At 59.7% G+C, this 24,346-nt stretch carries 27 protein-coding genes; 8 read left to right on the forward strand and 19 right to left on the reverse strand.

Going from position 1 to position 24,346, the window contains the following annotated elements:
* The first annotated feature begins 20 nt into the window (after window positions 1-20).
* From PSEUDOMOFG3G_RS05385 to PSEUDOMOFG3G_RS05400, 4 genes are all read left to right on the forward strand, one after another.
* Window positions 21-161 carry a hypothetical protein gene (locus PSEUDOMOFG3G_RS05385; RefSeq protein ID WP_171061334.1) on the forward strand — a complete coding sequence of 47 codons (141 nt, stop codon included), beginning with the start codon at window positions 21-23 and terminating at the stop codon, window positions 159-161.
* Window positions 162-170: 9 nt separating this feature from the next.
* Window positions 171-773 (forward strand): hypothetical protein, encoded by a 603-nt coding sequence (locus PSEUDOMOFG3G_RS05390; protein ID WP_139049402.1) that lies wholly within the window; start codon window positions 171-173, stop codon window positions 771-773.
* 241 nt (window positions 774-1,014) lie between these two features.
* A complete protein-coding gene (locus PSEUDOMOFG3G_RS05395) occupies window positions 1,015-1,650 on the forward strand; it encodes a DUF1326 domain-containing protein (RefSeq protein ID WP_139049403.1) in 636 nt (211 codons plus the stop codon).
* A gap of 2 nt (window positions 1,651-1,652) precedes the next feature.
* Window positions 1,653-2,441: a DUF2182 domain-containing protein gene (locus tag PSEUDOMOFG3G_RS05400; protein ID WP_139049404.1), complete on the forward strand. Its 789-nt coding sequence runs from the start codon at window positions 1,653-1,655 to the stop codon at window positions 2,439-2,441.
* 106 nt (window positions 2,442-2,547) lie between these two features.
* Here PSEUDOMOFG3G_RS05400 and PSEUDOMOFG3G_RS05405 read toward each other — a convergent pair whose 3' ends face one another.
* From PSEUDOMOFG3G_RS05405 to PSEUDOMOFG3G_RS05430, 6 genes are all read right to left on the reverse strand, one after another.
* Window positions 2,548-3,201 (reverse strand): HAD family phosphatase, encoded by a 654-nt coding sequence (locus PSEUDOMOFG3G_RS05405; RefSeq protein WP_047229651.1) that lies wholly within the window; start codon window positions 3,199-3,201, stop codon window positions 2,548-2,550.
* A gap of 46 nt (window positions 3,202-3,247) precedes the next feature.
* The gene (locus PSEUDOMOFG3G_RS05410; protein WP_047229650.1) at window positions 3,248-4,237 is read right to left on the reverse strand and encodes an ABC transporter ATP-binding protein; all 990 of its coding nucleotides are present in this window, start codon (window positions 4,235-4,237) and stop codon (window positions 3,248-3,250) included.
* Entirely contained in the window at window positions 4,234-5,034 is an 801-nt protein-coding gene (locus PSEUDOMOFG3G_RS05415; protein WP_139049405.1) for an ABC transporter permease, read from the reverse strand. The genes PSEUDOMOFG3G_RS05410 and PSEUDOMOFG3G_RS05415 overlap by 4 nt, the downstream gene beginning before the upstream one ends.
* Window positions 5,021-5,857, reverse strand: coding sequence for an ABC transporter permease subunit (locus PSEUDOMOFG3G_RS05420; protein ID WP_160893164.1), 837 nt, complete (start codon window positions 5,855-5,857; stop codon window positions 5,021-5,023). Before PSEUDOMOFG3G_RS05420 ends, PSEUDOMOFG3G_RS05415 begins: the two co-directional genes overlap by 14 nt.
* Window positions 5,858-5,862: 5 nt before the next feature.
* The gene (locus tag PSEUDOMOFG3G_RS05425; protein WP_107321756.1) at window positions 5,863-6,669 is read right to left on the reverse strand and encodes an alkaline phosphatase family protein; all 807 of its coding nucleotides are present in this window, start codon (window positions 6,667-6,669) and stop codon (window positions 5,863-5,865) included.
* 214 nt (window positions 6,670-6,883) lie between these two features.
* Window positions 6,884-7,951, reverse strand: a complete 1,068-nt coding sequence (locus PSEUDOMOFG3G_RS05430; protein ID WP_047229646.1) for an ABC transporter substrate-binding protein — start codon at window positions 7,949-7,951, stop codon at window positions 6,884-6,886.
* A gap of 349 nt (window positions 7,952-8,300) precedes the next feature.
* Between PSEUDOMOFG3G_RS05430 and PSEUDOMOFG3G_RS05435 the strand changes: the two genes are divergently transcribed.
* Window positions 8,301-9,032 (forward strand): UTRA domain-containing protein, encoded by a 732-nt coding sequence (locus PSEUDOMOFG3G_RS05435; protein WP_139049406.1) that lies wholly within the window; start codon window positions 8,301-8,303, stop codon window positions 9,030-9,032.
* A gap of 7 nt (window positions 9,033-9,039) precedes the next feature.
* On the opposite strand, the gene PSEUDOMOFG3G_RS05440 is transcribed toward PSEUDOMOFG3G_RS05435, so the two are convergent.
* The 6 genes from PSEUDOMOFG3G_RS05440 to minC all read right to left on the reverse strand — a co-directional run bounded on the left by PSEUDOMOFG3G_RS05440 (window position 9,040) and on the right by minC (window position 13,725).
* A complete protein-coding gene (locus PSEUDOMOFG3G_RS05440; protein WP_047229644.1) occupies window positions 9,040-9,222 on the reverse strand; it encodes a hypothetical protein in 183 nt (60 codons plus the stop codon).
* 222 nt (window positions 9,223-9,444) lie between these two features.
* A complete protein-coding gene (locus PSEUDOMOFG3G_RS05445) occupies window positions 9,445-10,734 on the reverse strand; it encodes a M18 family aminopeptidase (protein WP_047229643.1) in 1,290 nt (429 codons plus the stop codon).
* 245 nt (window positions 10,735-10,979) lie between these two features.
* On the reverse strand, window positions 10,980-11,615 hold the full coding sequence (locus tag PSEUDOMOFG3G_RS05450) for an RluA family pseudouridine synthase (protein WP_018612476.1): 636 nt from the start codon (window positions 11,613-11,615) through the stop codon (window positions 10,980-10,982).
* Between the two features lie 105 nt (window positions 11,616-11,720).
* A complete protein-coding gene (minE, locus tag PSEUDOMOFG3G_RS05455; protein ID WP_003179111.1) occupies window positions 11,721-11,975 on the reverse strand; it encodes a cell division topological specificity factor MinE in 255 nt (84 codons plus the stop codon).
* Window positions 11,975-12,787, reverse strand: coding sequence for a septum site-determining protein MinD (gene minD / locus PSEUDOMOFG3G_RS05460; protein WP_042728954.1), 813 nt, complete (start codon window positions 12,785-12,787; stop codon window positions 11,975-11,977). Before minD ends, minE begins: the two co-directional genes overlap by 1 nt.
* 200 nt (window positions 12,788-12,987) lie before the next feature.
* Window positions 12,988-13,725, reverse strand: a complete 738-nt coding sequence (gene minC, locus PSEUDOMOFG3G_RS05465; protein ID WP_139049407.1) for a septum site-determining protein MinC — start codon at window positions 13,723-13,725, stop codon at window positions 12,988-12,990.
* 118 nt (window positions 13,726-13,843) lie between these two features.
* On the opposite strand from minC, the gene PSEUDOMOFG3G_RS05470 reads away from it, so the two are divergent.
* Window positions 13,844-14,776 (forward strand): lipid A biosynthesis lauroyl acyltransferase, encoded by a 933-nt coding sequence (locus PSEUDOMOFG3G_RS05470; RefSeq protein WP_139049408.1) that lies wholly within the window; start codon window positions 13,844-13,846, stop codon window positions 14,774-14,776.
* 35 nt (window positions 14,777-14,811) lie between these two features.
* Window positions 14,812-15,972, forward strand: a complete 1,161-nt coding sequence (locus PSEUDOMOFG3G_RS05475; protein WP_139049409.1) for a patatin-like phospholipase family protein — start codon at window positions 14,812-14,814, stop codon at window positions 15,970-15,972.
* A 74-nt stretch (window positions 15,973-16,046) separates the two neighbouring features.
* Here PSEUDOMOFG3G_RS05475 and PSEUDOMOFG3G_RS05480 read toward each other — a convergent pair whose 3' ends face one another.
* The 6 genes from PSEUDOMOFG3G_RS05480 to puuE form a co-directional block, all read right to left on the reverse strand.
* Window positions 16,047-16,832, reverse strand: coding sequence for an outer membrane protein OmpK (locus PSEUDOMOFG3G_RS05480; RefSeq protein WP_139049410.1), 786 nt, complete (start codon window positions 16,830-16,832; stop codon window positions 16,047-16,049).
* A gap of 507 nt (window positions 16,833-17,339) precedes the next feature.
* Window positions 17,340-18,641 carry a urate hydroxylase PuuD gene (locus tag PSEUDOMOFG3G_RS05485; RefSeq protein ID WP_139049411.1) on the reverse strand — a complete coding sequence of 434 codons (1,302 nt, stop codon included), beginning with the start codon at window positions 18,639-18,641 and terminating at the stop codon, window positions 17,340-17,342.
* Window positions 18,642-18,693: 52 nt separating this feature from the next.
* The gene (locus PSEUDOMOFG3G_RS05490; protein WP_139049412.1) at window positions 18,694-19,197 is read right to left on the reverse strand and encodes an ureidoglycolate lyase; all 504 of its coding nucleotides are present in this window, start codon (window positions 19,195-19,197) and stop codon (window positions 18,694-18,696) included.
* A 121-nt stretch (window positions 19,198-19,318) separates the two neighbouring features.
* Complete coding sequence (gene alc, locus PSEUDOMOFG3G_RS05495) at window positions 19,319-20,314, reverse strand: allantoicase (RefSeq protein WP_139049413.1); 996 nt, start codon at window positions 20,312-20,314, stop codon at window positions 19,319-19,321.
* Window positions 20,315-20,381: 67 nt separating this feature from the next.
* Entirely contained in the window at window positions 20,382-20,897 is a 516-nt protein-coding gene (uraD, locus tag PSEUDOMOFG3G_RS05500; protein ID WP_047229635.1) for a 2-oxo-4-hydroxy-4-carboxy-5-ureidoimidazoline decarboxylase, read from the reverse strand.
* Entirely contained in the window at window positions 20,894-21,835 is a 942-nt protein-coding gene (gene puuE / locus PSEUDOMOFG3G_RS05505; protein ID WP_076383794.1) for an allantoinase PuuE, read from the reverse strand. Before puuE ends, uraD begins: the two co-directional genes overlap by 4 nt.
* A gap of 412 nt (window positions 21,836-22,247) precedes the next feature.
* Between puuE and uraH the strand changes: the two genes are divergently transcribed.
* Entirely contained in the window at window positions 22,248-22,601 is a 354-nt protein-coding gene (gene uraH, locus PSEUDOMOFG3G_RS05510) for a hydroxyisourate hydrolase (protein WP_139049414.1), read from the forward strand.
* Window positions 22,602-22,698: 97 nt separating this feature from the next.
* Here uraH and PSEUDOMOFG3G_RS05515 read toward each other — a convergent pair whose 3' ends face one another.
* A complete protein-coding gene (locus PSEUDOMOFG3G_RS05515) occupies window positions 22,699-24,075 on the reverse strand; it encodes a hypothetical protein (RefSeq protein ID WP_139049415.1) in 1,377 nt (458 codons plus the stop codon).
* Window positions 24,076-24,346 lie beyond the last annotated feature (271 nt).

A 24,346-nucleotide genomic window follows, 5' to 3' on the forward strand; every position in this document is an offset into this window, starting at 1 on the left:
CTACCAGAAGAGGTGTTGTGATGGCTACGAAAGAACTCCGCCTGACCCTGGAGGATGTTGACGTTAATGTCAAAACCGACATTGATGGCGACGGCGATATGGACAGGCAAGACGAAAAAGTAATTCTGGATCTGGCAAACACCTTTTTCAGGTTTAAGTAGGGCGCTGCCATGTCAGATCAAATCGCCCTACACGTGCTGGTTTGTGCACTTTCGTTGATCGTCGTTGAGGCCGCCCGAGGGCAAGTGCCTTCAGACACATCAGAACAAGGACCATGGGGAGATTGGGGGACGGCGGCATACTGCCCCCAAGGGCAATATGTCTGGGGGTTTCGACTCAAAAGTGAACCCTATCAAGGCAGCGGCGACGACAGCGCACTGAATGCGGTTCAGCTTATATGCAAAAGTGGGGTCAACGGAACGAAAACTTACATCCGAAGCCTTGAGGGGAAGTGGGGCAGTTGGGGCGATGACTATATTTGTCGTGAGCATCCCGTCATCGCGTTTGCCATTCAGGTGGAGCGGCTTCAGGGGCGGGACAAGGAAAAGGGGTCGAAGGACGATACTGCCGCCGGCAATATCAAGATGAGTTGTGGGTCGCAAACCCTGGTAGGTGATCCGCCAGCGGCGTGGGGAGAATGGACCGGATTCTACAGTTGCCTCGATGGCCTCGGTGCCAAGAAGGTGAGGGGATTCCAGACCAAGGTGGAGCCCGATCAGGGCAGTGGGGATGATACGGCCCTGAATGCGATGCAGGTGTTTTGCGGCCTCTAGCTCTAGCCTACTGCCGTTTCGCAGCCTCACCAGCACAGAGCAGGTGCGGCCAATGGCAGGGATGAGGGGTAGGGAAAGGTCGAGTCGGCAATACCAGCAAGATTCACCTGGCGGCGAACCCAGGCAAACCGACCTTTGGTCGGCAGCCCATAGCCGATGCGCGCACCCTGCTAGCGTTAATTAATGGAGGGATGGGGGTAACCGCAGCTTTCATTTCACCCACCAGGTGAAGAGGTTGATCATGACCATCGCCGAATGGCGTATGCAGGGCGTCGAATTCATTGCCTGCAACTGCAATTGGGGCTGTCCCTGTCAATTCGATGCGCCACCGACCCATGGCCACTGCCACGCGGTGGCGTCGATGCGGGTGGAACACGGGTATTTCAATCAAGTGGCACTGGGAGGCTTGTGTTGGGCCGCCACCTTCGCTTGGCCGGGCGCCATCCATGAGGGCAACGGCAGTTGTCAGGTGTTCATCGATGAACGCGCCGACGAGGCGCAACGCCAGGCCCTGCTGACCATCCTCTCTGGCCTGGAGAGCGACCCCGGGGCCAATGTGTTTCAGGTGTTCAGCAGCACCATGAGTGAAATGTTCGAACCGCAGTTCGTGCCCATCACCCTGTCCATCGATGTCGATCAGCGTTTGGCGCACCTGGACATTCCCGGCGTATTGCAGGCCAGCGGCGAGCCGATCCGCAGCCCGATCGACGGTTCACCTCATCGAGTCCGCCTGTCCCTGCCCAACGGCTTCGAGTTCCTTGAGGCTGAAGTGGCCAGCGGCAGCTACCAGACGCATTCAGCGCTCAAGCTTCAATCCCAGGACAGCCATAGCCACCTCGCCCACGTGCATTTCACCGGTCATGGCATAGAGCCGTAAAGATGGCAGAACCCCAGGCGGCGGCGCAGAGCAAGCGACTGACAGGCGAGCAGTTGTTGTTCCTGCTCTGTCTGCTCGCGCTGACCGCCTTGGCCTGGCTGATACTGCTGCAGATGGCCCGTGACATGAGTGCGCCGGGCGGCATGGCCGATGCGGCAATGGCCGGTATGCTCATGCCCTGGAGCCTGGGCGATGCGCTGCTGATGTTCGCCATGTGGGCGGTGATGATGATCGGCATGATGTTACCCAGCGCCTTGCCCATGTTGCTGATCTACCAGCAGATGCTGCGCAAGCGCATGCCGGCACCGCAGCGACACCTGGCCCTGCTGCTGTTCTGCAGCGCCTATGGCCTGGTCTGGGTTGGTTTCGCCCTGGGCGCCACGGCGCTGCAATGGGCGCTCGAGCGGCTGGCCTTGCTCAGTCCGGGGATGCGCAGCAGCAGTACCGCGCTGGGCGCTGGCCTGCTGCTGGTCGCAGGCATCTATCAGTGGTCGCCAAGCAAGGCGGTCTGCCTTGAGCATTGTCGCGGGCCACTGCATTTTCTTCTGGGCTACTGGCGCCCCGGCGTGCTCGGCGGCTGGCGCATGGGACTGGCCCATGGCGCTTACTGCCTGGGCTGCTGCTGGGCCCTGATGGGCCTGCTGTTCGTGGTCGGCGTGATGAACCTGCTCTGGGTGGCAGTGATCGGTGCCTTCATCCTGCTGGAGAAGAACCTGCCGCAGGGACTCTGGCTCAGTCGTATCTGCGGTGTGTTGTTGCTCGGCTGGAGCCTGTGGCTGTTGCTGGGCTAGGCTAAACCTGTGTGGGAGCGAGCCTGCTCGCGATTGCGATGGATCAGCAGGCATTGATTTAACTGACACACCACAATCGCGAGCAGGCTCGCTCCCACAGGGGGGCTTATTTCCAGGTATGAATCGGCCACCCGGCCGATTCGGCATGGGCCTTCAACACCGCATCCGGGTTTACCACATGGGGGAAGTCCACCCGCTGTAGCAGCGGCAGGTCGTTGCGCGAGTCGGAATAGAAACTTGCGCCCTCAAGGTTTTCTTCCTCGGCATCCAGCCAGTCCAGCAGTCGTGCGATCTTGCCTTCGCGATAGGTCAGGGTGCCGACGGTCTTGCCGCTGTACACTCCATGACTCACCTCAAGCTCAATCGCCAGGATCTCATCGATGCCCAGGCGTTCGGCAATCGGCTTGACCAGGTGCGTGCCGGAGGCGGAGATCACCAGGATCCGGTCACCGGCCTTGCGGTGTTCGGCGATGGTTTTGGTGGCATCGCTGAAGATAATCGGTTCGATGAAGTCTTCCACCCACGGCGTCACCAGGTGTTCGATTTCTTCCGGGGTGCGGCCGATCATCGGTTCCAGGCTGAAGTCCATGTATTCTTCCATGCGCAGCTTGCCGTGGCTGTAGGCGTCCATCAGCTCATTGTTGCGACGCATGAACGACTCTGGATCGACCCAGCCCAGGCGCCCCATCTGCTCGCTCCAGAGGGTGGCGCAATCGCCGTGGATCAGGGTTTCGTCCAGATCAAAAATTGCCAGGGCCATCAGCGCGTTTCCCTTTTCAAAATCAACTTCAAAATCAATAAAGCCATCAGGCTACCTCACACAGCGCCGTCGAATCGATGGAAAGTGACAGTCGTGTGCCATCGGGGTGCAAATCGGCGGCGGAACGATTGAGCACGTCGACCACCAGCTCTACGCCGCGAGCCTCGACCCGGTAGCGGATCACGTTGCCCAGCAGGCTGTGGCTGCGGATCAGGGCATCGGGCTCGCCGCTGCGGCTCAGTTCAATGGCCTCCGGGCGAATGGCGATGCGACCGGTCACTGGCCGTTGCAGCAGTTTGCTGGCGCTGTCGGCGTCCAGCAGGTTGTAGTTGCCGATGAAGCCGGCGGCAAAGACATCGACCGGCGCAGTGTAAAGGGTTTCGGCATCGCCGCTTTGTACGATCTTTCCCTGGTTCATCAGGAAAATCCGGTCGGACATGGTCAGCGCTTCTTCCTGATCGTGTGTGACGAAGATCGTGGTCAGGCCCAGTTCGCGTTGTATCTGTCGGATCTGCTCGCGCAAATGTTTGCGAATCCGTGCATCCAGGGCCGACAGCGGCTCGTCCAGCAGCAACAGGCGCGGGCGGGTCACCAGGGAGCGGGCCAGGGCCACGCGCTGGCATTGGCCGCCGGAAAGTTGATGGGGGTAGCGAGCGGCGAAGTCGTGCAGCTCCACCAGCCGCAAAATCTCCAGTACCCGTTGGCGGCTGTCCTCGGTCGCAACCTTTTGCATGCGCAGGCCGAAGGCGACGTTCTGTTCCACGGTCATGTTGGGAAACAAGGCGTAGCTCTGGAACACCATGCCGATCCCGCGTTTCTGCGGGCTCAGCGGGACGATGTCCTGTCCGTCCAGAAGGATCTGTCCGGCATCCACCGCGGTCAGGCCGGCAATGCAGCGCAGCAGTGTGGACTTGCCGCAGCCGGAAGGGCCGAGGAGGGTGACGAACTCGCCCTTGTGGATTTCGCAATTGATGTCGCTGAACACCGGTGTGCCGGCATAGCTTTTTTGCAGGTGTTGGACGCTGACGTAGCTCATTGGCTTTTGTCCTTGTTCAAGATGTTGGCCGCCCAGGTCAGGACCAGTACGAAGAAGAAGTAGGAAATCACCAGCGCACTGGTGAAGTGGCCGCTGCTGTTGCGCATGTTGTTCAGGTACACCTGCAGGGTTTCATAGCGAGTGCCGACGAGAATGTTGGCAAACACGAACTCACCGAACAGAAACGAGAAAGACAGCAGCAACGCCACCATCAAGCCCTTGCGCAAGTTCGGCAGTACCACCAGCAAAGCCGCCTGGAACGTGCTGGCGCCTAGCAGTTGGGCGGCGTCCATGAGGTCGCGCAGGTTGATGGCTTGCAGGTTGTTGGTGATCGCCCGATACATGAATGGCAGGGCAACGGTGAAGTAGCAACCGATCAGGATCCACGGCGTGCCCACCATCGCCAGCGGCCCGGAACCGTAGAGTTGCAACAGCCCCACTGAAGACACTACCGGCGGCACCGCGAAGGGCAGCAGGATGAGGATGTTCATCAGTGCGTCGAGCTTTGGAAAGTGGTAATGCACCACAAACAGCAGGGGCAGGATCAGTACCACGGACAGCACCAGCGCCCCGACGCAGACGATCAGCGATTGACCGAAGGCGTTGAGAAAACGCGGATCGCTCCACAACTGCACGTACCACTTGAAGGTGAAACCGCTGGGCAGCACGGTGGCCGACCAACTGCTGGCGATGGAGTAGATCAGCGTGCCGGCCAGGGGCAACAGCAGGATGGCGAACAGCAAATACACCACCAGCCGATGATAGAGCCCGGTAGAGCTCGATTCAGCGCGAGACATGGTAGCTCCTCTTGAGCAGCAACTGATGGACGACGGTCACCAGGGTCATCAGCGCCACCAGCACCACGGCCAGGGCGCTGGCCATGTTCGGGTCGAGGGAAATGTCCCCGGAGACCATGGCGGCGATGCGAATCGGCAGGACGTTGAAGTTACCGGTGGTTAGCGCATACACCGTGGCGTAGGCACCGAGCGCATTGGCCAGCAGGATCACGAACGTGCCCAGCAGCGCCGGGGTCAGCACCGGCAAGCCGATGTGCCGCCAGAACTGCCAGCCGTTGGCGCCCAGCAGCGCAGCGGATTCGCGCCAGTCCTCGCGCAGCGCGTCGAAGGCCGGGTAGAGCAGCAGTACGCCCAGGGGAATCTGGAAGTAGGTGTAGAGGATGATCAGCCCGGTTTTCGAGTACAGGTTGAAATCTTCAATGATCCCCGCCTGTTTGAGCATGATCGTGATGCTGCCGTTGAACCCCAGCAAAATGATGAAGGCGAAGGCCAGGGGCACGCCGGCGAAGTTGCTGGTCATGTTGGCGAAGGCGTTGACGAAGTTGCGCAGGCGCGAATCGACCCGACGCAGGGAATAGCTGCCCAGCACGGCGATGATGATGCCGAACACGCTGGACCAGAAACTGATTTCCAGGCTGTGCTGGATCGCTTGGCGGTAGAACTTCGAACTGAAAATCTTGCTGAAATTGGCCAGGCCCCAGCCGAACTCTTCCGATTCCAGGCTGTTGACCAGCACCCAAAGCAGCGGCGCGATCTGGAACACGATGAAGAAAATCGCGAAGGGCACCAGGCACAACGCTGCCAGCCATTTGCCGCGCGTCATGGCATTCACTTGAGCAACTCCTGGCAATAGGGTTTGTCGTGGGCAACGCCGAGCAACTGGCAAATGGTGCCGCACAGTTCAGTCTGCCGGGGTGCGGCGTTGGGGTTGAGGCTGAAGCCGTTGCCCAGCACAAACAGTGGCACTTCCCGTTCTTCAGCCAGCAGGCCGTTGTGGGAGCGGTCGTTGTTCATGCCGTGGTCGGATGTCACCAGCACCTGGTATCCGGCGTCGAGCCAGGCTTGCAGGTAAACCGCCAGGTTGATGTCGGCCGAGCGGGCGCTGTTGCGGTATTGCGGGGTGTCGAGGCCGTGCTTGTGGCCGGCATCGTCGATGTTCATGGGATGCACCAGCAAAAAATTCGGCAGGTAGCGCTGACGCAGGTGTTCGGCGTCGGCAAACAGATGAGAGTCGGGGTAGTGGTCATTCCAGTAGAAATGCCCGTATTGAATCGGCAGCTCGGGGTTGTCGGTATGACGATCGCGACCGGCCACGAACGGCGAAGCGTTGTAGAGCTCGCTGACCCAGTGATAGGCCGCGGCTGCCGTACTCAAACCGCCTGCGGTAGCGTAGTGGAAGATGCTGCGCTGGTTCGACAGGCGCGAGACATTGTTGTGCACGATCCCGCTGTCGAGGGGCACGACGCCGGTCAGAATGCATTCATAGAGCGGACGGGACAGGGCGGGCAGTTCACATTCCAGTGTGTAGAGCGCCGCGCGTCCTGCGCCGACATAGGCCTGCAAATGCCCCATGGCATGCCGGGCGACCTCGTAGTTGAGGCCGTCGAGCACCACCAGGATGACGTTGTGCTTCATGGGTAGCGGGACTCCGGACAGATACCAGGAAACTCGGATTCACCAGGGACCTGATGTGGAAGCCAGCTTCTGTGGGAGCCGAGCTTGCTCGCGATGAAGGCGACACGGTTCAACTGCAAGACCGTTTCATCGTTCATCGCGAGCAAGCTTTGCTCCCACAGTGCTCGCTCCCACAATTGGATCTCCAGTGGATTTCCGAGCGGGAGCTATTGCCTCACTCCATATTGATGATCACTTCTTCCTGCCACTTCTGCGGCAGTGTCTTGGAGGTTTTTTCCCACGCATCCGCATCCTTGATCGGGGTCACGCCTTTGTACTGTTCGTTGGGCAGCAACTTGGCCTTGACCTCTTCAGGCAAGGTCAGGTGCTCGGCGCGGATCGGACGGGCGTTGCCCTTGGCCAGGTTGATCTGGCCGGCATCGCTGAAGATGTACTCGCGAGCCAGTTTGGCGGCGTTCGGGTGCTTGGCGTATTTGTTGATGATGGTGGTGTAGCCGGAGATGACCGAGCCGTCGGATGGAATCAGTACGACGTAATCATCCGGGTTGGCCATCTTGGCCTTGTAGCTCAGGCCGTTGAAGTCCCAGACCACGCCGACTTCGACTTCACCTTTTTCCATGGTGGCGATGGTCGGGTTGGCCATGGACAGACGCCCTTGCTTGGCGATCTCGGCGAACATCAACAAGGCCGGTTGAACGTTTTTCTCGTTGCCGCCATTGGCCAGGGCCGCTGCCAGCACACCGTTGGCGGCTTGGGCGGCGGTGCTCACGTCACCAATGGAAACCTTGTATTTGCCGGTTTTCAGGTCGGCCCATTTGGTTGGCACTTCGGAGCCGTGCAACAGCTTCTTGTTGACGATGAAAGCAATGGTGCCGGTGTAGGCCAGGGCCCAGTTGCCGTCCTTGTCCTTGGCCCAGTCTGGAACCTGTTCCCAGGTGCTCGGTTTGTAGGGTTGAACCACGCCTTGCTTGACCGCGATCGGGCCGAAAGCTGCGCCGACGTCACCGATATCGGCGCTGGCGTTGTCTTTCTCGGCGGCGAACTTGGCGATTTCCTGGGCCGAGCTCATGTCGGTGTCGATGTGTTTCAAGCCATAGATTTTGGCCAGGTCATCCCAGGTGGCTTTCCAGTTCGCCCAGTCATCGGGCATGCCGACGCTGTTCACGGTGCCTTCCGCTTTCGCAGCGGCTTCCAGTGTTTTCAAATCGGTGTCAGCGGCCATGGCAACAGTGCACATGGCAATGGTCGAGCCTAACAGTGATGCCAGGAAAAACTGTTTCATCCGAAGCTCCTATGGGCGTTTTCAACGCTGCGATTGCGGTTGTGTTGGTCTAGGTCAGCAATACCTGAGCCAATGTAGGCGAGCCCTGTGACATTTTGATGTCGGTGCAGGAGATGCCGGCATGTGCCAGGCGGGGGCAAAGTGGCTGCCAACTAAGCGTAGACCATGGTTAAGCGGCTGATCTGCAAGGAGTTGGCCGCTAACTTGCAGGGATGGCAATGAACCGTTCGGCGGTTCTGTCATCTACCAGTCATGTGCAGTGCCTAGGCTTGCAAGCATGAGAAACGGATGGATGTTCCATCGATTTCGCCCCGAAAGAGTGCTGGTCTAGTCCAGATAGGTAACGTTGATGCGCATCGAGACAACCAAAGCGGTGACAACCATCGGGCAAGTCCTGCAGGAGCAGCTCGACCATGGCTTGCTGGCGCCCGGTAGCAAGTTGCCGGCCGAGCGCAAGCTCAGTGAGTTGTTCGGCACTACACGCATCACTGTGCGCGAAGCGCTGTTACAGCTCGAAGCCCAGGGGCAGATCTATCGCGAGGAGCGCCGTGGTTGGTTTGTCTCGCCGCCACGCTTGGCCTATAACCTGATGCAGCGCAGCCATTTCCACGCCATGGTGACTGCCCAGGGGCGAGTGCCTTCCACTCAGGTGATCTCGGCCCGTCTGCAGCCGGCTTCGGCAGCAGTGTGTGCCTGGTTGCAATTGCCGGCACTGTCCAGTGTGATCCAGATCTGCCGCGTGCGGCGTATCGATGAGCGGCTGGTGCTGTATGTCGAGCACTACCTGAACCCGCAGTACTTCCCGGACATCCTCGAATTCGACCTCAATCAGTCCATCACCGAGTTGTACGCCCGTCATTACGACTTGCACTACGGCCGGGTGAAGTTCGAGATTGTGCCGACCTCGCTACAGCCTGAAGCGGCGGCGGCGTTGAAAGTCTCGGTTGGCAGCCCTGGCTTGCGGATTGCCCGGGTCAATTATGACCAGTATCAGCGGTTGATCGATTGTGACCTGGAGTTCTGGCGTCACGATGCGATTCACGTGGGGGTGGACGTGCCGGAACAACCGTCGGCTGCCTGAGGTGAGGTCAGATCGACTCGTTGAGTTTGGCCAGGATCCTGAACACCACCGTGGCGAGGATCAACAACATGCCGATCCACATGGCAAACACCCCGACGTTCTTGTCTCGGAAGTTGAAGCCGATGGCCAGCAGAATCATGCCGGCGATGATGGGCACCAGCATGGCATTGAACGCAGACATCGGAATCATGGCGACGGCCTTGTCGGAGGGGATAAGGTCAGTCTAGTTGGGGTTTTGCCGGGGTGTGATGATGTATGTCATGGCCACCTCGAATCTTGAGGCGGACATCATTGTGGCGAGGGTGCTTGCTCCCGCTCCAGTGCGCAGCACTGGCAAACCTGCATGCAGGGGGCTGCTGCGCAGCCCAGCGGGAGCAAGCTCCCTCGCCACAGGGGTTAGCTGCAACGGCAGCTATGGCAACTCACGACAGGCATAAAACGCGCTCAACACCTTCACCAGGTGCGCCAGGTCATGACTGCCGCACAGCTCGCGGATCGAGTGCATGGCGAAGGTCGGCAAACCGATGTCCACCGTGCGTACACCCAACTGACTGGCGGTGATCGGGCCGATGGTCGAGCCGCAGCCCATGTCGCTGCGCACCACGAAGCTCTGCACCGGTACTTCCTCGGCCATGCACAGGTGACGGAAGAACCCGGCGGTTTCGCTGTTGGTGGCGTAGCGCTGGTTGGTGTTGACCTTGATCACGGGCCCGGCATTGAGTTTCGGGCCGTGGTTGGCGTCGTGTTTGTCGGCGTAGTTGGGGTGCACGCCGTGGGCGTTGTCTGCGGAAACCAGCAGGGATTTCTGGATGGTCCGTACGAACTCTTCACCTTCAGGCAGCAAACGACGCAGGGTTTGTTCCAGCATCGGACCATCGGCGCCACAGGCCGAGCAAGAGCCGACTTCCTCGTGGTCGTTGCACACCAGCACGCAGGTCTCTTCGGTGTCGGCGTTCAACAAGGCTTGCAGGCCGGCGTAGCACGACAGCAGATTGTCCAGGCGCGCGCCGGCAATGAAATCACCATGCAGGCCGATGAGCGCGGCGCTTTGGGTGTCGTAGAAACTCAGCTCGTAATCGAGCACCACGTCCGCATTCAGGCCGTGTTCGCGGGCCAGTTGATCGGTGAGCACGGCGCGGAAGTCGACGCGCTCATCACCGGCGAACTGGGCGAGAATCGGTGGCAGCTCATTCTGTGGGTTGATCGCCCAGCCCTGGTTGGCTTCGCGATTGAGGTGGATGGCCAGGTTCGGAATCGTGGCGATCGGCGCCTTGAAATCGATCAGCTGGCTTTCGACCTTGCCATCGCGGCGGAAGGTCACGCGCCCGGCCAGGGACAAGTCGCGGTCAAACCACGGCGCCAGCAGCGCGCCGCCATAAACTTCCACGCCCAGTTGCCAGAACCCGTGGCGTTGTAGTTCCGGCTGGGGCTTGACCCGCAGGCAGGGGCTGTCGGTGTGGGCGCCAACCAGGCGGATGCCGTCGTGCAGCGGTGAGTTGCGCCCCAGTTTGAAAGCGATGATTGAAGAGTCGTTGCGCGTGACGTAGTAACGACCGTTGGCCTCGGTGGCCCAGGTCTCGCGTTCGTCAAGACGCTGATAACCCTCTGCCTCCAGACGTTGGGCAAGGCTGGCGGTGGCGTGGAACGGGGTGGGGGAGGCCTTGAGAAAGTCGATCAGGCCTTGGTTCAACTCTTCGCGCATAAATAACTCCAGACAGCAATGCGCGGGAGTTTACCGTATTGGGGGGCGATGGGGAGGGGAGAGGGGTAGGTATATGGGGAACTTGGGTTGTTGAACCCGTGGCGAGGGAGCTTGCTCCCGCTGGGCTGCGTAGCAGCCCCAACAGTGGTAACCCAATCAAGCAGGCATGCCGAGGTGTCAGCCTTTAGGGCCGCTTCGCGCCCCAGCGGGAGCAAGCTCCCTCGCCACAGTGTCGGTGGCGTCTCTCAGAACGGCGCCGGGCACTCGAAGCGCAGGCGTTCGCCGCTTTGCGGGTGGGTGAAGCTGAGCATGCTGGCGTGCAGGCACAGCCGTGGCCACGCAGCGAGGGCCTGGGGGTGGGCGTAGAGGCCGTCGCCCAGCAGCGGATGACCAATGGACAGCATGTGCACGCGCAACTGGTGCGAGCGTCCGGTGATCGGCGTCAGTTCGACCCGGCACCAGTCGCCGCAACGCTCCAGCACGCGCCAGAAGGTCAGGGCGTGCTTGCCCTGCTCATGATCCACCACGTGGCGCGGTTTGGTCGGCGGGTCGTAGCGCAGGGGCAGGTCGATGCTGCCGCTGTCCAGCTCCGGTTGGCCCCAGCACAATGCTGTGTAGGCCTTTTCGGTTTCCCGATCATGAAACTGCCGAGACAGTTCGCGATGGGTATCCGGATCCCGGGCCAGCAGGATGATGCCAGAGGTTTCCCAGTCCAGCCGGTGCACGATTCGCGCTTCCGGATAGCCGTTTTCCTGCAGGCGGGTGATCAGGCAGTCTTTGTTGTCGTCGGCCCGGCCGGGCACGGACAGCAGCAGGGTCGGCTTGTCGACCACCAGGACGGCGGCGTCCTGATGGATGATGCGGATGTTGGACAGGGGCATTCAAACAGTCTCGTAACAAACGCCAACGGCGGCTCGGGCCCTTTTTCCTAACCCTGTGGGAAGGACTTTGGGACCCGGAGCCGCCGTGGGCACCTGCAGGATCGATCAGCGATCCGGCAGGGTGATATTGAGTTCCAGAATCGAGCAACTGCCCTGGCTTTCCAGCGCCACATGCACATCATCGGACCCGATGTTGACGTACTTGCGGATCACTTCCACCAGTTCTTTCTGCAAGGCTGGCAGATAATCAGGGGTACTGCGCTGGCCGCGCTCGTGCGCCACGATGATCTGTAGACGCTCTTTCGCGACCGAGGCGGTACTTGGCTTTTTGTTGGCACGAAAGAAGTCAAAAAGATTCATTACCTACCTCCAAACAGGCGCTCGAAGAAACCTTTCTTCGTTACATCGAGGAATCGATGCTCTACGGTTTTGCCCAGCAGGCGATCGACCGCATCGCTGTACGCCTGACCGGCGTCGCTCTGATCGTCGAGAATCACCGGCACACCCGAGTTGGAGGCCTTGAGTACCGCTTGGGATTCAGGAATCACACCCAGCAGGGTAACAGCGAGGATTTCCTTGACGTCTTCGACGCCCAGCATTTCGCCATCGCTGACCCGTTGCGGGTTGTAGCGGGTCAGCAGCAGGTGTTCCTTGATCGGCTCTTCGCCGTTCTCGGCGCGACGGGATTTGCTCGCCAGCAGGCCGAGCATGCGATCGGAGTCGCGTACCGACGAGACTTCCGGGTTGGTCACGACGATCGCTTCGTCAGCGAAGTACATCGCCAGGTGGGCACCTTTCTCGATACCGGCCGGGGAGTCGCACACCACGAACTCAAAGTCTTCCTTGAGCTGCATCAGCACTTTTTCCACGCCTTCCTGGGTCAGCGCGTCTTTGTCGCGGGTCTGGCTGGCGGCCAGCACGTACAGATTCTCAAGGCGCTTGTCCTTGATCAGGGCTTGCTGCAGGTTCGCTTCACCGTTGACCACGTTGACGAAGTCATAGACCACACGACGCTCGCAACCCATGATCAGGTCCAGGTTACGCAGGCCGACGTCGAAGTCGACGATGACTGTTTTGTGGCCGCGCAGAGCGAGGCCGGTACCGATAGCGGCGCTGGTGGTGGTCTTACCCACACCACCCTTGCCGGATGTAACCACGAGAATCTTGGCCAAGGTGTTTCACCCCTAAGGAAAAAGGACTTTTTCAGCCCCTGAAAAACATCTCTTGAAACTGCTGCAATTGGACAGGCTTGGCTGGAATCGGATGCGGGACGGGGTCTACCTCCGGTAAACACTGCCTTATCCTTTTTCCTACGTCGTTTAAGCCGTTTTCGCTACGTTTTAGAGATGCTTGGAAAATGCGGCAGTATCCGTTAAAGCCGAATGATGTTCAACACGTCGCCCGACAGGCTGACCTGGACACCGGCCCCCCACAGCGGGTCGCGACGCAGATCCTCGGAAACCTTGTACTGCCCGGCGATAGAGACCAGTTCAGCGCTCAACTGCTGACAGAAAATCCTGGCTTTCGTATCGCCCTTGACACCGGCCAGGGCACGGCCACGCATCGGGCCGTATACATGGATGTTGCCATCGGCCAGAAGTTCCGCGCCCGGGCTGACCGAGGACACCACGACCAGATCGCCACCCTGGGCATAGATCTGCTGCCCGCCACGTACCGGAGACGTGATGACTCGGGTCGGCTTGATGGTCGGTTCTGGTGGTTTTTCCGGCTTTTTCCTGGTCTCGACCGGGCTCAGTTCCAGCACCCGTTCCCGGGCGCCGGAGGGCGGCAGCACCGGAATGTCCACGGCGATGGCGGCGGCGATGTCTTCGATACGGCTGGCCCGGATCGCCAGGGTGCGCAGGCCGTGCTGGCGACAAACCCGCATCAGGCCCGGCAGATCCACGGCACCTTCGCCGGCCGGCAGTTTGTCCAGCGCCAGCACCAACGGGGCATTGCTGAAAAAATTCGGGGCCTGGGCGACTTTTGCCGCCAACTGCCGGTCAAGGCTCTCCAGGTCGTTGCGGGCCAGCTCCAGCACCGTAATGGCGAGCATGCTGCCCTTCAGCTGGAACACGGGATCTTGGTCTAGCGGTTCGGTTTGGCTCATGGTCGGCGTACAACGGCTTGTCACTAAAAGTGCCGAGACTTATAACGAGATCGTCCCCGGGCCGCAAGCCGGGTCGAACGATGTAGAATGCGCGGCCCATGTCTTTATGGAAGCTGTAATGGATCGCCCGCGTTTTCGAGCTGCATTTTTTCATCCGCGTTTCTGGCTGCTGTGGTGCGGTCTGGGGCTGTTGTGGCTGATCGTTCAGCTGCCCTATCCGCTGCTGCTGCGCGCCGGTCGTGTATTGGGTGCGCTGATGTATCGTGTGGCCGGCGACAGACGGCGCATCGCCCAGCGCAATCTGGAACTGTGTTTTCCTGAAAAGTCCGCTGCCGAGCGCAAGCGCCTGCTCAAGGAAAATTTTGCCTCCACCGGTATCGCCTTCTTCGAAATGGCCATGAGCTGGTGGTGGTCGCGCTCGCGCCTGGCGAAGCTGGCCCATGTCGAAGGGCTGGAGCATCTCAAGCAGGCCCAGCGCGAGGGCAAAGGGGTGATCCTGATGGCGCTGCACTTCACCACGCTGGAAATCGGCGCGGCATTGCTCGGCCAGCAGCACACCATCGACGGCATGTACCGCGAGCACAAGAACCCGCTGTTTGACTACATCCAGCGTCGCGGGCGCGAGCGGCACAATCTTGATTCCCTGGCGGTGGAACGCGACGACGTGCGTGGCATGCTCAAGCTGCTACGGGCGGGACGGGCGATCTGGTATGCGCCGGACCAGGACTACGGCGCCAAGCAAAGCGTCTTCGTGCCACTGTTCGGCATCCAGGCCGCGACGGTCACAGCCACCAGCAAGTTCGCTCGCCTGGGCAAGGCACGGGTGGTGCCATTCATCCAGGAACGCCTGGCTGATGGCAGGGGTTACCGTTTGGTGATCCAGACGCCACTGGAAGATTTTCCAGGGGAGAGCGAAGAGGCCGATTGCATCCGTATCAATCGATGGGTGGAGCAGTCGGTCAGCAGATGCCCCGAGCAATACCTCTGGGCTCACCGGCGCTTCAAGAGTCGTCCGCCGGGCGAGCCGAAGCTGTATGACAAACGCGGTTAAGCCTGTAGTCCACTTAATGAACACGGAGCGTTGCGATGACCCCACTTGAACCGGTGACAGGTTTGATTCTTTCCGGCGGCGGGGCTCGGGCAGCGTATCAAGTGGGGGTATTGGCCGCGATTGCCGAACTGTTGCCGGACGGGGCGGATAACCCGTTCCCGGTGATTGTCGGCACCTCGGCCGGGGCAATCAACGCGGTCAGCCTGGCCAGCGGGGCGATGGACTTCAAAACCGCCATCGAGCGCCTGACTGCCTTCTGGCAAGCCGTGCGCAGCCATCAGGTGATGCGCAGCGACTGGTGGGGCGTGATTGCCCAGGCGACACGTTTTATCAGCCACAGCCTGCTGGGCCTGGGCGCCCGGTTACCAGTGGCGCTGATCGACAGTTCGCCGTTGCGTGAACTTCTCCAGTCTCAATTCCACGCCTCGGGCATCGAACAGGCGATCGCGCAGCAGCAACTGCGGGCCGTGGCGGTGACAGCGTTCGGTTATGAGTCCGGCCAGGCCGTGACCTTCTATCAGGGCCGCGGCACCATCGAATCCTGGCTGCGGCACCGGCGCATCGGCGTGCCGGCCCAGTTGTCGGTGGAACACCTGCTCGCCAGTTCGGCGATCCCCCTGCTGTTCGCGCCGGTCAGGATCGGCCCGGAATATTTCGGCGACGGCGCGGTGCGTCAATCGGCTCCCATCAGCCCGGCCCTGCACCTGGGGGCCAATCGCGTGCTGGTCATCGGCGTCAGCGGCAATCCGCGCGGCCTTGGTTCGCCAGAGCCGTTGCAGCGCAGTTACACCGGCCAGCAACCGACCCTGGCGCAGATCGGTGGCCACATGCTCAACAGCACGTTCATTGACAGCCTGGAAAGCGACATCGAGCTGCTGGAGCGTCTGAATGGCTTCAGTCATCTGCTGCCCGATGACGTGCCGGCTCATGCGCTGGGCGCGGCGCCGGTGGAGGTGTTGGTGATTTCGCCGAGCCAGCCGATCGACGAAATCGCCGCCCGCCATCGCCTGGAATTGCCCCGCGCGCTGCGTATGTTCCTGCGCGGGCCGGGCGCGACCAAGACCAGCGGCGCCGGGGTGCTGAGTTATCTGCTGTTCGAAGCGGGCTATTGCAGTGAACTGATCGAGCTGGGACGCCAGGATGCGTTGGCCCAGCGCGAGGAGTTAAGCCGGTTCTTGCGGGTGACGGCGGGGTGATGCAGTAGCATCCACCGCCATCGCGAGCAGGCTCGCTCCCACAAGATTTCCTGAGCATCGAGGATCGATGTGGATCAGAAATGATACTTCAGCAAGAAGCTGGTATTGCTCTGATTGGTCTTGAAGCCTTCGCTGTCTTTGATCGCGTACTTGTTCTTCCAGTAGTCGTATTCCACGCCCACGTACAATTGCTTGGCGCCCAGCTTCAATGCCTTGCCCAGGTCATATTTGATCTGCGGGACGATGTGCAGGTTGGCGTGGTAGGTGCCCTTGGCGTTGCTGTCGTTATCCACCACCCAGTCGATGAAACCGTCGAACAGGATATCGGATGAGCCCACCGGGATGGTGTAGGCCCAGACCGGGGTGATCTGCCAGACATTGTCGCCAGCGCGCGGACCTTCGGTCTGGCGGTTGTAGAAATTCAACTGGAAGTAATCGAAACCGGGAATCGCCAGGTCGAAGCCCGGACCGATCAGGTACGACTCGTTGTCGCCCTCCCCGAACTCGTAGGTCATGGCCAGCAATACATCTTTGATCGGACCCAGTTCCAGCTTCTGGTCGAAGATTTTGCCGAACGACAGGCGTGGGCTGAACTCACCGTAGTAGGTGTTCGGGCCGGAATTGCTGTCGTCCTGGCCGTTGTAGAAGATCCGGTCGAGGAAGAAGAAGTTGTCGCCGTATTTCCAGGCATCGGCGTGCTCGAAGGTCACGGTTTGCTGGATGCGCGGGTTGATCTGGAAATCCTTGCCGTACAGGTAGCTCAGACTGTTGTTCTGCCACTGCAGCAGGTCATCGGCCATCGCCTGGCCCCCGGCCAGCAAAGAGCCTGCAAGTATCAGCTGGGTAGACGTACGTTTCATTCAGTTTGCTCCCAAAGGTAAGTGGTACTGCATTTTTTTAAGATCAGCGCTCTGGTGTGGCGCTTTTTTTCTACGGAAAAAACATCCGTTCGGTCAGCTTTTTGTTTGTGACAAGCGCTGACAGCAAGAGCTGAGCCAAGACCGGGATAAATCGGAAAAATGGCTTGTTCAGTGGTTTGAAGCGATCGAAAAAGTGTCTTCAGCGGGAACCGATATCTGCCAACACTGCAATAGTTGGCGTATCGGTCAGGATCCGCTGGTTTTACGCGGCACCGGATTCAAACGGCCGCGCAGGATACGGCCCTGCATTCATGGGCTCAAGTGCCCTGCAACGGCGCATTCGTGGCGAATTTGGGGCGTGATGGCGGGGCTGGTTCATCTGACGCTTTCCTCTTGTTTTTATTGTTGAGGCGCAGGCAGGCGCTGACGGGCGACCGGTCGTGTGCCGGTCTGCCTGTCAGCGGTATTACGTGTAGCGGGTGATGTCAGGTTTGATGTCGGCGGGACTCAGTTGGTCCGCGCCCCCTGGCTGATCCACGCGCCGATCAGGTCGCGTTCCTGTTGGGTCATCTGGGTGATATTGCCCAGGGGCATGATCTGCGTGGCCACGGCCTGGGCCTGGATGCGCGCGGCTTGTTGCTGGATCTGCTGCGGGGTATCGAACATCACCCCGCCCGGCGCGGCGCTGAACAACGGGCTGGTGGGTTTTGCCGAATGGCAGACCGAGCAGCGCTCCTGAATCACGCTGTGGACCTTCTCGAACGAGGGGCCCTGGGCATTGGCGGTCTGGGCCGGCGTCGATGCCGGTGCGGCCGCTGCCGTCGCCGGTTTTGCGCCGCCGCCCACTGCCGTTTCCGGCAACGGTTGGTACTCGATCACACCAGGGGCCTTGGCCACTTCCGGCGCTGTGGCCATGGGCTTGGGACCCGTGACATAAGCCAGGCAGATCATCGCCAGAGCGCCGACCGGCAGCGTCCAGGCATACTTGTTGCTGTCGTGGCGGGTATTGAAATAGTGCCGCACCAACACCGCAGCCACGGCGATCCCGGCCAGGATCAACCAGTTGTACTGGCTGCCATAGGTGCTCGGGAAATGGTTGCTGATCATGATGAACAGCACCGGCAGGGTGAAGTAGTTGTTGTGGCGCGAGCGCAACAGGCCCTTGGCCGGCAGCGCCGGATCCGGCGTGCGGTTCTCGGCAATGGCCGCCACCAGCGCGCGTTGGGCCGGCATGATGATGCGGAACACGTTGCCGACCATGATCGTCCCGATGACCGCCCCGACATGCAGGTAGGCACCGCGACCGCTGAACACCTTGCTGAACCCGTAGGCCGCGGCGATCAGCAGCACGAACAGGATCAGGCCGAGCAGGGCAGGACGTTTGCCCAGGGCCGAGTCGCAGAGAAAGGAATACACGAACCAGCCGACGAACAACGAGCCGATGCCCAGGGCGACGCCTTCGGGCCCGCTCAGGCTGCTGCCCGGTGCCAGCAGGTACAGGCTCGGGTTCCAATAGAACACCAGGCACAGCAGGGCGACGCCCGACATCCAGGTGAAGTAGGCTTCCCATTTGAACCAGTGCAGGTTGTCCGGCATGGACGGCGGCGCGAGTTTGTATTTTTCCAGGTGGTAGATGCCGCCACCGTGGATGGCCCACAAATCACCGGCCAGACCGCTTTTGGGGTTGACGCGATTGAGGTTGTTTTCCAGCCAGACGAAGTAGAACGACGCGCCGATCCAGGCCACGCCAGTGATCATATGAACCCAGCGCACGCTCAGGTTCAGCCATTCCAGCATATGTGCTTCCACAGTCTTTACCTCTCGCCCGTCACGCTTGTTTTCGCGTGATCGGACGCTTCTCTTATTGGTGGGGGGCGAGGATCAACAACTCATCCTCTTTGAAAAAATGCTCATCGCAGTTATTGCCTGTGCCACTGCGATCAACCACCAGGAAGTCATCCCGCTTTTCGATCGTCAGCACCGGGTGGTGCCAGACGCCGCGATGGTAATTAATGCCCTGCCTGCCGTTGGTGACGAAGGCGCGGACCAAGCCTGATACAGGTACATCGCCAAGTGGCGCGACCACGATCAGAAAGGGGTTGCCGAGCAGCCCGATGAAAGCCTGGCTGCCCAGCGGATGGCGCTCCAGCATGCGTACGGTCAACGGCATCTCCAGCGCCTCGGCGCGGAAGATGCTGATGATCGCCTTGTCGTCCGGCTCGGCGGTTTCAACCGTCGCCAGGCGATGGAAGCGCATGGTCGAACCATTGTTGATCATGAAGTGATCGCTGCCGTCGGTTTCGATCACGTCACCGAACGGGGCGAAGGCTTCTTTGGTCAACGGTTCGATCTGGAGTGTGCGCATGCTGGTCTTCTTACCTTGAATTCTGTGTTGTTTGTTGTGCCGCCATCGCGAGCAAGCTCGCTCCCACAGGGGAATGCATTTCAAATGTGGGAGCGAGCTTGCTCGCGATTCGGGTTCACTCTTATTTCGACACCTTGCCAAGCACCCGCAGGCGACTCACGCCACCGTCCGGGAACACATTCAGGCGGATGTGGGTGATCGGCCCCAACGCCTTGATCTGCTCGGCGAAGGTGTGTTCGGCGTGCATCTCCAGTTTCTGACTCGGCAGCAGCTCGCGCCAGAACAGCGACTGGGTTTCGATCTGGCTGTCGGTGCCGCCCTTGACGAACGCGCCCTGGATCGAGCAGCTGTCCGGGTAGTTGCCCTTGAAGTGCAGGGTGTCGACGATGACTTTCTCGACCTCACCGGCATGGCCCAGGGCGACAATCACCCAGTCATTGCCCGGGGTGCGACGACGGGCGGTTTCCCAGCCGTCGCCCATGTTCACCCCGCGACCTGGGTTGAGGATGTTGCTCATGCGACCGAAGTGTTCGTCGGAACAGGCCAGGGCGCGACCGCCATTGAGGGCCGCGGCGAGATCGATCTGTTCGTTGTCGCCCACGGCCGACCAGTCGCGGTACGGAATGCCGTAGACCCGCAGGCGGGCCACGCCACCATCGGGGTAGATGTTGAAGCGCAGGTGGCTGAAGGCCTGGTCATTGCTGATTTCATGGTAGTGGTGGCTGTTGCCTTGCAGTTCCACGGCCGACAGCACTTCAGTCCATTGGGTATGTTCGTCTGGTTCGCCCGAGGCCAGGAAGCAGGCTTCCAGGGACGCCGACGGCGGGTAGTTACCGGTGAAGAATGAAGTGTCGATGTCCACGCCTTTGATCGAACCCGGCACGCCCAGGCGGATCACCGCGCTGTCGTAGCCTTCGAAGCGCTTGCGGCGCGACTCCCAGCCGTCCATCCACTTGCCGTTGTCATCGAACACGCCCTCCTTCCATACGGCCGGAGTCGGCTGGAACAGACGGTTGGCGTCAGCGAACCAGTCATCGGTGACCGAAATGATCTTGGTGCCCAGGCGGGCGTCGGCCAGGTTGACGAACTTCTCGAAGGGTACGGCGTAAGCTTTCATTCTTCTTGTCTGCCTTTAATAAGTTGGCTGGGGATGCTTGCAGGGGCCTGGGCCTCAGGGCTGCTTGCTAAAGAGTCAGTAATCGGAACAACGCGATCTTGTTGATCTCTGCCAGCGCGCATTTGAACTCGGTATCTGCCGAGTGGTGAATGCGCGTTTCGAACGCCGCGAGGATCTGATGCCGGTTGCTGCCTTTTACCGCCATGATGAAGGGAAACTTGAACTTGGCTTTGTACGCCTCGTTCAGCTCGGTGAAGCGTTGGAACTCATCGCTCGAGCATTGGTGAATACCGGCGCCAGCCTGTTCGTTGGTGCTGGCCTCGGTCAGTTGGCCCTGGACGGCGGCTTTACCGGCCAGGTCCGGGTGTGCGTTGATCAGCGCCAGTTGGCTGGCGTGATCGGCGCACAGCAGGATGTCGCTCATGCGCTGGTGCAGGGTTTCGATCTGGTCGATCGATGGGTCCTGGCCCAGGTCGAAAGCCTTTTCGGCCACCCACGGCGAATGTTCGTAGATGTCGGCGAAGGCTTTGACGAACGCTTCGCGGCTCAAGGTCGAAGGCTTGAGGGTCTGGAATGCGGTCATTTCGAAGCCCCTGATTTCAAAGCGCCCGGATGTGGGTGGGTCTGCTGCCAGTGGCGGGCGATGTCGACGCGACGGCTGAACCAGACCTGCTCATGACCCTTGGCGTATTCAAGAAACCGCTTGAGGGCCGCGAGACGGGCAGGCCGGCCGATCAGGCGGCAGTGCAGGCCGATGGAAAGCATCTTCGGCGCCTCGCTGCCTTCGGCATACAGCACGTCAAAGGCATCCTTGAGGTATTGGAAAAAATCGTCGCCCTTGTTGAAACCCTGGACCTGGGTGAAGCGCATGTCGTTGGTGTCCAGGGTGTACGGAATCACCAGGTGCGGCTTGCCGGTGGGGGTGTTCGGTTCCCAGTAGGGCAGGTCGTCGTCGTAGGTGTCGCTGTCATAGAGAAAACCGCCTTCTTCCATGACCAGCCGGCGGGTGTTGGGGCCTGTGCGGCCGGTGTACCAGCCCAACGGACGTTCGCCGGTGATTTCGGTGAGGATACGGATCGCTTCGAGCATGTGCTCGCGTTCCTGGGCTTCATCCATGTATTGATAGTCGATCCAGCGATAGCCATGGCTGCAGATCTCGTGACCGGCGGCGACCATGGCACGGATCACATCCGGGTGGCGCTGGGCAGCCATGGCCACCGCGAAGATCGTCAGCGGAATATCGAATTCCTTGAACAGCTTGAGGATCCGCCAGACACCGGCGCGGCTGCCATATTCGTAGAGCGATTCCATGCTCATGTTGCGCTCGCCCTGCAGCGGTTGCGCCGAAACCATTTCCGAGAGAAACGCTTCGGACTCCTTGTCGCCATGCAGCACGTTGCGCTCGCCGCCTTCCTCGTAGTTGAGCACGAAGGACAGGGCGATACGGGCGTTGCCCGGCCACTGAGGGTGGGGAGGGTTACTGCCGTAACCGATCAGGTCGCGTGGGTAGTCAGCGCTCACTGCAGTTTTCCTTCTTGTTCGAACCATGTAGGTGGCGCCTGGGCGATGAATCACAGGCTGGCGTCACAGCGATGGGTTGATTGTATACAACTTTATGCGCACTTTGTAAGCCTGATTTTTTGCATTTTTCACTGCTGCCTCTGGCGTGTCTACACTGCAAGAAACCTGCCCATTTGGTCAGCTAAGGTATGACAATCCTGTGTGTCTGTTGGTTTTATTACTGATCGGGTCTGAACCCTTCTCGAATATGGCAGGCGATAAATTTCTGTTTTTTATTGTGTACAATTTTCATTTAAAGTGTCTTAATTCGCTCATCGCCGCAGCGTTTCGTGCTCCGAAACGGTGCGGCCTGTCTTTCAACTGATTCAGGAGGCGTCGGGCCGAACTGCTTGCAGCGAGGCGCGCACAATCAATGGGACGTTTGACTACTCACGTTTTGGATGCCGCGCACGGCTGCCCGGGCAGCTCGATCAAGGTCGAGCTGTACCGCGTCGAAGGTACGCAACTGCAATTGGTCGCCAGCGCGCTGACCAACAGCGACGGCCGTTGCGATGCACCGTTGTTGCAAGGGGATGACTACCGTAGCGGCGTCTATCAGATTCAATTCCATGCCGGCGATTACTACCGTGCCCGTGGCGTCCAGCTGTCCGAGCCGGCGTTCTTGGATGTGGTGGTGCTGCGCTTCGGCATTTCGGCCGAGCAGGAGCATTACCACGTGCCCCTGCTGATTTCGCCCTACGCCTACTCAACGTATCGAGGCAGCTGATCCCCCAAGCAGTTGCCTTGTCCTGGAAGCGACTGCGCATGTAGCTTCTTTGGTTTTTCGCCCGCTCACACTGCGGGCTTTTTTTTGAGCCGTGTATTTACAGCCTGGAATTGTCATCCCGGATGATAAAAATCGTGTCTGCAACGCCGGGACGGATTTCAGTACCGCCCTTGAGCCAGATGATTTTATTGGCACTGTGGGCATCGTTGACGGCTTTCGCAGCGACTCCGCCAACCTGGGTTTCCAGGCGCAGCTCGGCTGTCTTGGGATCCATATACATGGGTAGGGAAATCTTCGGAATTCTGGTGCGGTGCAGGCTCATGAAAAATACATAGTCATGCCCTGTGCGGCGAAATACCAAAGCGGGAAAACTGTTGAAAGAGTTGGGCTCAATGACTGTATAGCCATTACGTGTCAGAAGGGCGGCCATAAAGCGTTTGAATTCCACTGGCGAGTACGACGTCAGATAAAGAAGCCACTGTCGCTGGAACCGCAGGGGATCAAAATCCAACCGATTCAATATTCCTGTAGAGGAGGGGTTAGGCAAGGCTATCGAGCGGGCAGCGCCTCGGGACGCCGAAGAGGTTGGAAGAATCGGAAGCATCAACAGTGGATCGGACCATTGCGGATGTGGCGAGAAGGTCGCGTTTTCCCAACTGCTGTAAATCTGCCGGAGTGCGGTCAAACCCGCAGAGTCGGCGAACGGCGAGTCATTGCTGAGTTCAAATTGCCTTCTTGCGATATTTTCCAGGGTGATGGTCGTGACTTCTGGAAAAAAATCCCTGACGTAAGCGGTCAGTGGTTTTTCAAAGGGTAACCTGGCGTCAATTTCCCAATGGTTGTCCGGCGGAACTTGTATTGCGCCTCGGGGTTGCTCGTCAGGCATATGCCTGAGGGTGGCTTCCAACAGGTCAAAATCATAGATGGGATGAGCGGGTGACTGAATGTAGGTGATCGGGGATTCTCGCGCGTCGGTACGTGTCACCACCTTATAGTGAACATTGTTTATGGTGATCAATTCGGACAGCGTGAATCTTGGGTCAACCCCCCAGTTTTTCCTGAATGCCCGTGTAGGCGGGAGATTGGAATCACTGTGGTGCGTCACGTCGCGGTGCGCAGTTGGACGCCATAGAAGGCTGCCCTCCACTTGTTCCAGGCGTGGTCCGGAGGCAACAAGTTCAGTGCCTGATCGGGCTCTGTAGTTCTGTTCGGAATCGCGTCCAAGCAGCACCGTCCCTCCCTCTGCAAGCTCAACGTAGGTGCGTGTCTTGAACGTGCGGATTCCAGAGGTTGCGTCCGGCTCCGATAACAGGGGCACCAGCTCAGGGGAAAGGTAATAATTGTCCAGCGATACCGACAGGGAGCCATCACTGATGGCTGTCGCGGATGCGATTTCGGATACCTGGACGGTCGGGCGCTGCGATTCAGTCGCTTCAGTTTGGCGTCCGGTTGGCGAGCCGGACGCCTGATCCATCTCTGCGCCTCTCAGGGGATTGCCGAGCATTGTGTCCAGTGACGTATCGCGACTGGAGTGAGGCGTATCAGGGGACGACTTGGTTAGCGTGGGTCGGGTGTTTCGTCTTGGACTCATTGAAAATGTCTGCTCTTGAGTTTGAATATTGATGATTCAAGTAGGTATCAAGCTAATGGCCTGTCGTAGAGCCGGAGGCTGACAGGCCCTGGGTTCCAGGATGTTCGTGGAAAACCAGCAGACAGGTGCACTACATATGTATGGCGTGTGAAAG

Origin of the sequence: Pseudomonas sp. FG-3G, from assembly GCF_901007645.1 — a bacterium.
GTDB lineage: Bacteria > Pseudomonadota > Gammaproteobacteria > Pseudomonadales > Pseudomonadaceae > Aquipseudomonas > Aquipseudomonas rhizophila.

What these genes read in the sequence shown, in the direction of transcription:
- PSEUDOMOFG3G_RS05450 (WP_018612476.1), bottom strand. Translation starts at nt 11,615, where the DNA reads ATGCCCCTGTCCAACATCCGCATCATCCATCAGGACGCCGCCGTCCTG.
- PSEUDOMOFG3G_RS05420 (WP_160893164.1), bottom strand. Translation starts at nt 5,857, where the DNA reads ATGACGCGCGGCAAATGGCTGGCAGCGTTGTGCCTGGTGCCCTTCGCG.
- PSEUDOMOFG3G_RS05425 (WP_107321756.1), bottom strand. Translation starts at nt 6,669, where the DNA reads ATGAAGCACAACGTCATCCTGGTGGTGCTCGACGGCCTCAACTACGAG.
- minE (WP_003179111.1), bottom strand. Translation starts at nt 11,975, where the DNA reads ATGAATCTTTTTGACTTCTTTCGTGCCAACAAAAAGCCAAGTACCGCC.
- PSEUDOMOFG3G_RS05395 (WP_139049403.1), top strand. Translation starts at nt 1,015, where the DNA reads ATGACCATCGCCGAATGGCGTATGCAGGGCGTCGAATTCATTGCCTGC.
- PSEUDOMOFG3G_RS05480 (WP_139049410.1), bottom strand. Translation starts at nt 16,832, where the DNA reads ATGAAACGTACGTCTACCCAGCTGATACTTGCAGGCTCTTTGCTGGCC.
- uraD (WP_047229635.1), bottom strand. Translation starts at nt 20,897, where the DNA reads ATGACCGCATTCCAGACCCTCAAGCCTTCGACCTTGAGCCGCGAAGCG.
- PSEUDOMOFG3G_RS05410 (WP_047229650.1), bottom strand. Translation starts at nt 4,237, where the DNA reads ATGAGCTACGTCAGCGTCCAACACCTGCAAAAAAGCTATGCCGGCACA.
- minC (WP_139049407.1), bottom strand. Translation starts at nt 13,725, where the DNA reads ATGAGCCAAACCGAACCGCTAGACCAAGATCCCGTGTTCCAGCTGAAG.
- PSEUDOMOFG3G_RS05400 (WP_139049404.1), top strand. Translation starts at nt 1,653, where the DNA reads ATGGCAGAACCCCAGGCGGCGGCGCAGAGCAAGCGACTGACAGGCGAG.
- PSEUDOMOFG3G_RS05490 (WP_139049412.1), bottom strand. Translation starts at nt 19,197, where the DNA reads ATGCGCACACTCCAGATCGAACCGTTGACCAAAGAAGCCTTCGCCCCG.
- PSEUDOMOFG3G_RS05415 (WP_139049405.1), bottom strand. Translation starts at nt 5,034, where the DNA reads ATGTCTCGCGCTGAATCGAGCTCTACCGGGCTCTATCATCGGCTGGTG.
- PSEUDOMOFG3G_RS05515 (WP_139049415.1), bottom strand. Translation starts at nt 24,075, where the DNA reads ATGGATCAGGCGTCCGGCTCGCCAACCGGACGCCAAACTGAAGCGACT.
- PSEUDOMOFG3G_RS05385 (WP_171061334.1), top strand. Translation starts at nt 21, where the DNA reads ATGGCTACGAAAGAACTCCGCCTGACCCTGGAGGATGTTGACGTTAAT.
- uraH (WP_139049414.1), top strand. Translation starts at nt 22,248, where the DNA reads ATGGGACGTTTGACTACTCACGTTTTGGATGCCGCGCACGGCTGCCCG.
- PSEUDOMOFG3G_RS05445 (WP_047229643.1), bottom strand. Translation starts at nt 10,734, where the DNA reads ATGCGCGAAGAGTTGAACCAAGGCCTGATCGACTTTCTCAAGGCCTCC.
- PSEUDOMOFG3G_RS05390 (WP_139049402.1), top strand. Translation starts at nt 171, where the DNA reads ATGTCAGATCAAATCGCCCTACACGTGCTGGTTTGTGCACTTTCGTTG.
- alc (WP_139049413.1), bottom strand. Translation starts at nt 20,314, where the DNA reads ATGAAAGCTTACGCCGTACCCTTCGAGAAGTTCGTCAACCTGGCCGAC.
- PSEUDOMOFG3G_RS05405 (WP_047229651.1), bottom strand. Translation starts at nt 3,201, where the DNA reads ATGGCCCTGGCAATTTTTGATCTGGACGAAACCCTGATCCACGGCGAT.
- PSEUDOMOFG3G_RS05440 (WP_047229644.1), bottom strand. Translation starts at nt 9,222, where the DNA reads ATGATTCCGATGTCTGCGTTCAATGCCATGCTGGTGCCCATCATCGCC.
- PSEUDOMOFG3G_RS05435 (WP_139049406.1), top strand. Translation starts at nt 8,301, where the DNA reads ATGCGCATCGAGACAACCAAAGCGGTGACAACCATCGGGCAAGTCCTG.
- PSEUDOMOFG3G_RS05475 (WP_139049409.1), top strand. Translation starts at nt 14,812, where the DNA reads ATGACCCCACTTGAACCGGTGACAGGTTTGATTCTTTCCGGCGGCGGG.
- PSEUDOMOFG3G_RS05470 (WP_139049408.1), top strand. Translation starts at nt 13,844, where the DNA reads ATGGATCGCCCGCGTTTTCGAGCTGCATTTTTTCATCCGCGTTTCTGG.
- PSEUDOMOFG3G_RS05430 (WP_047229646.1), bottom strand. Translation starts at nt 7,951, where the DNA reads ATGAAACAGTTTTTCCTGGCATCACTGTTAGGCTCGACCATTGCCATG.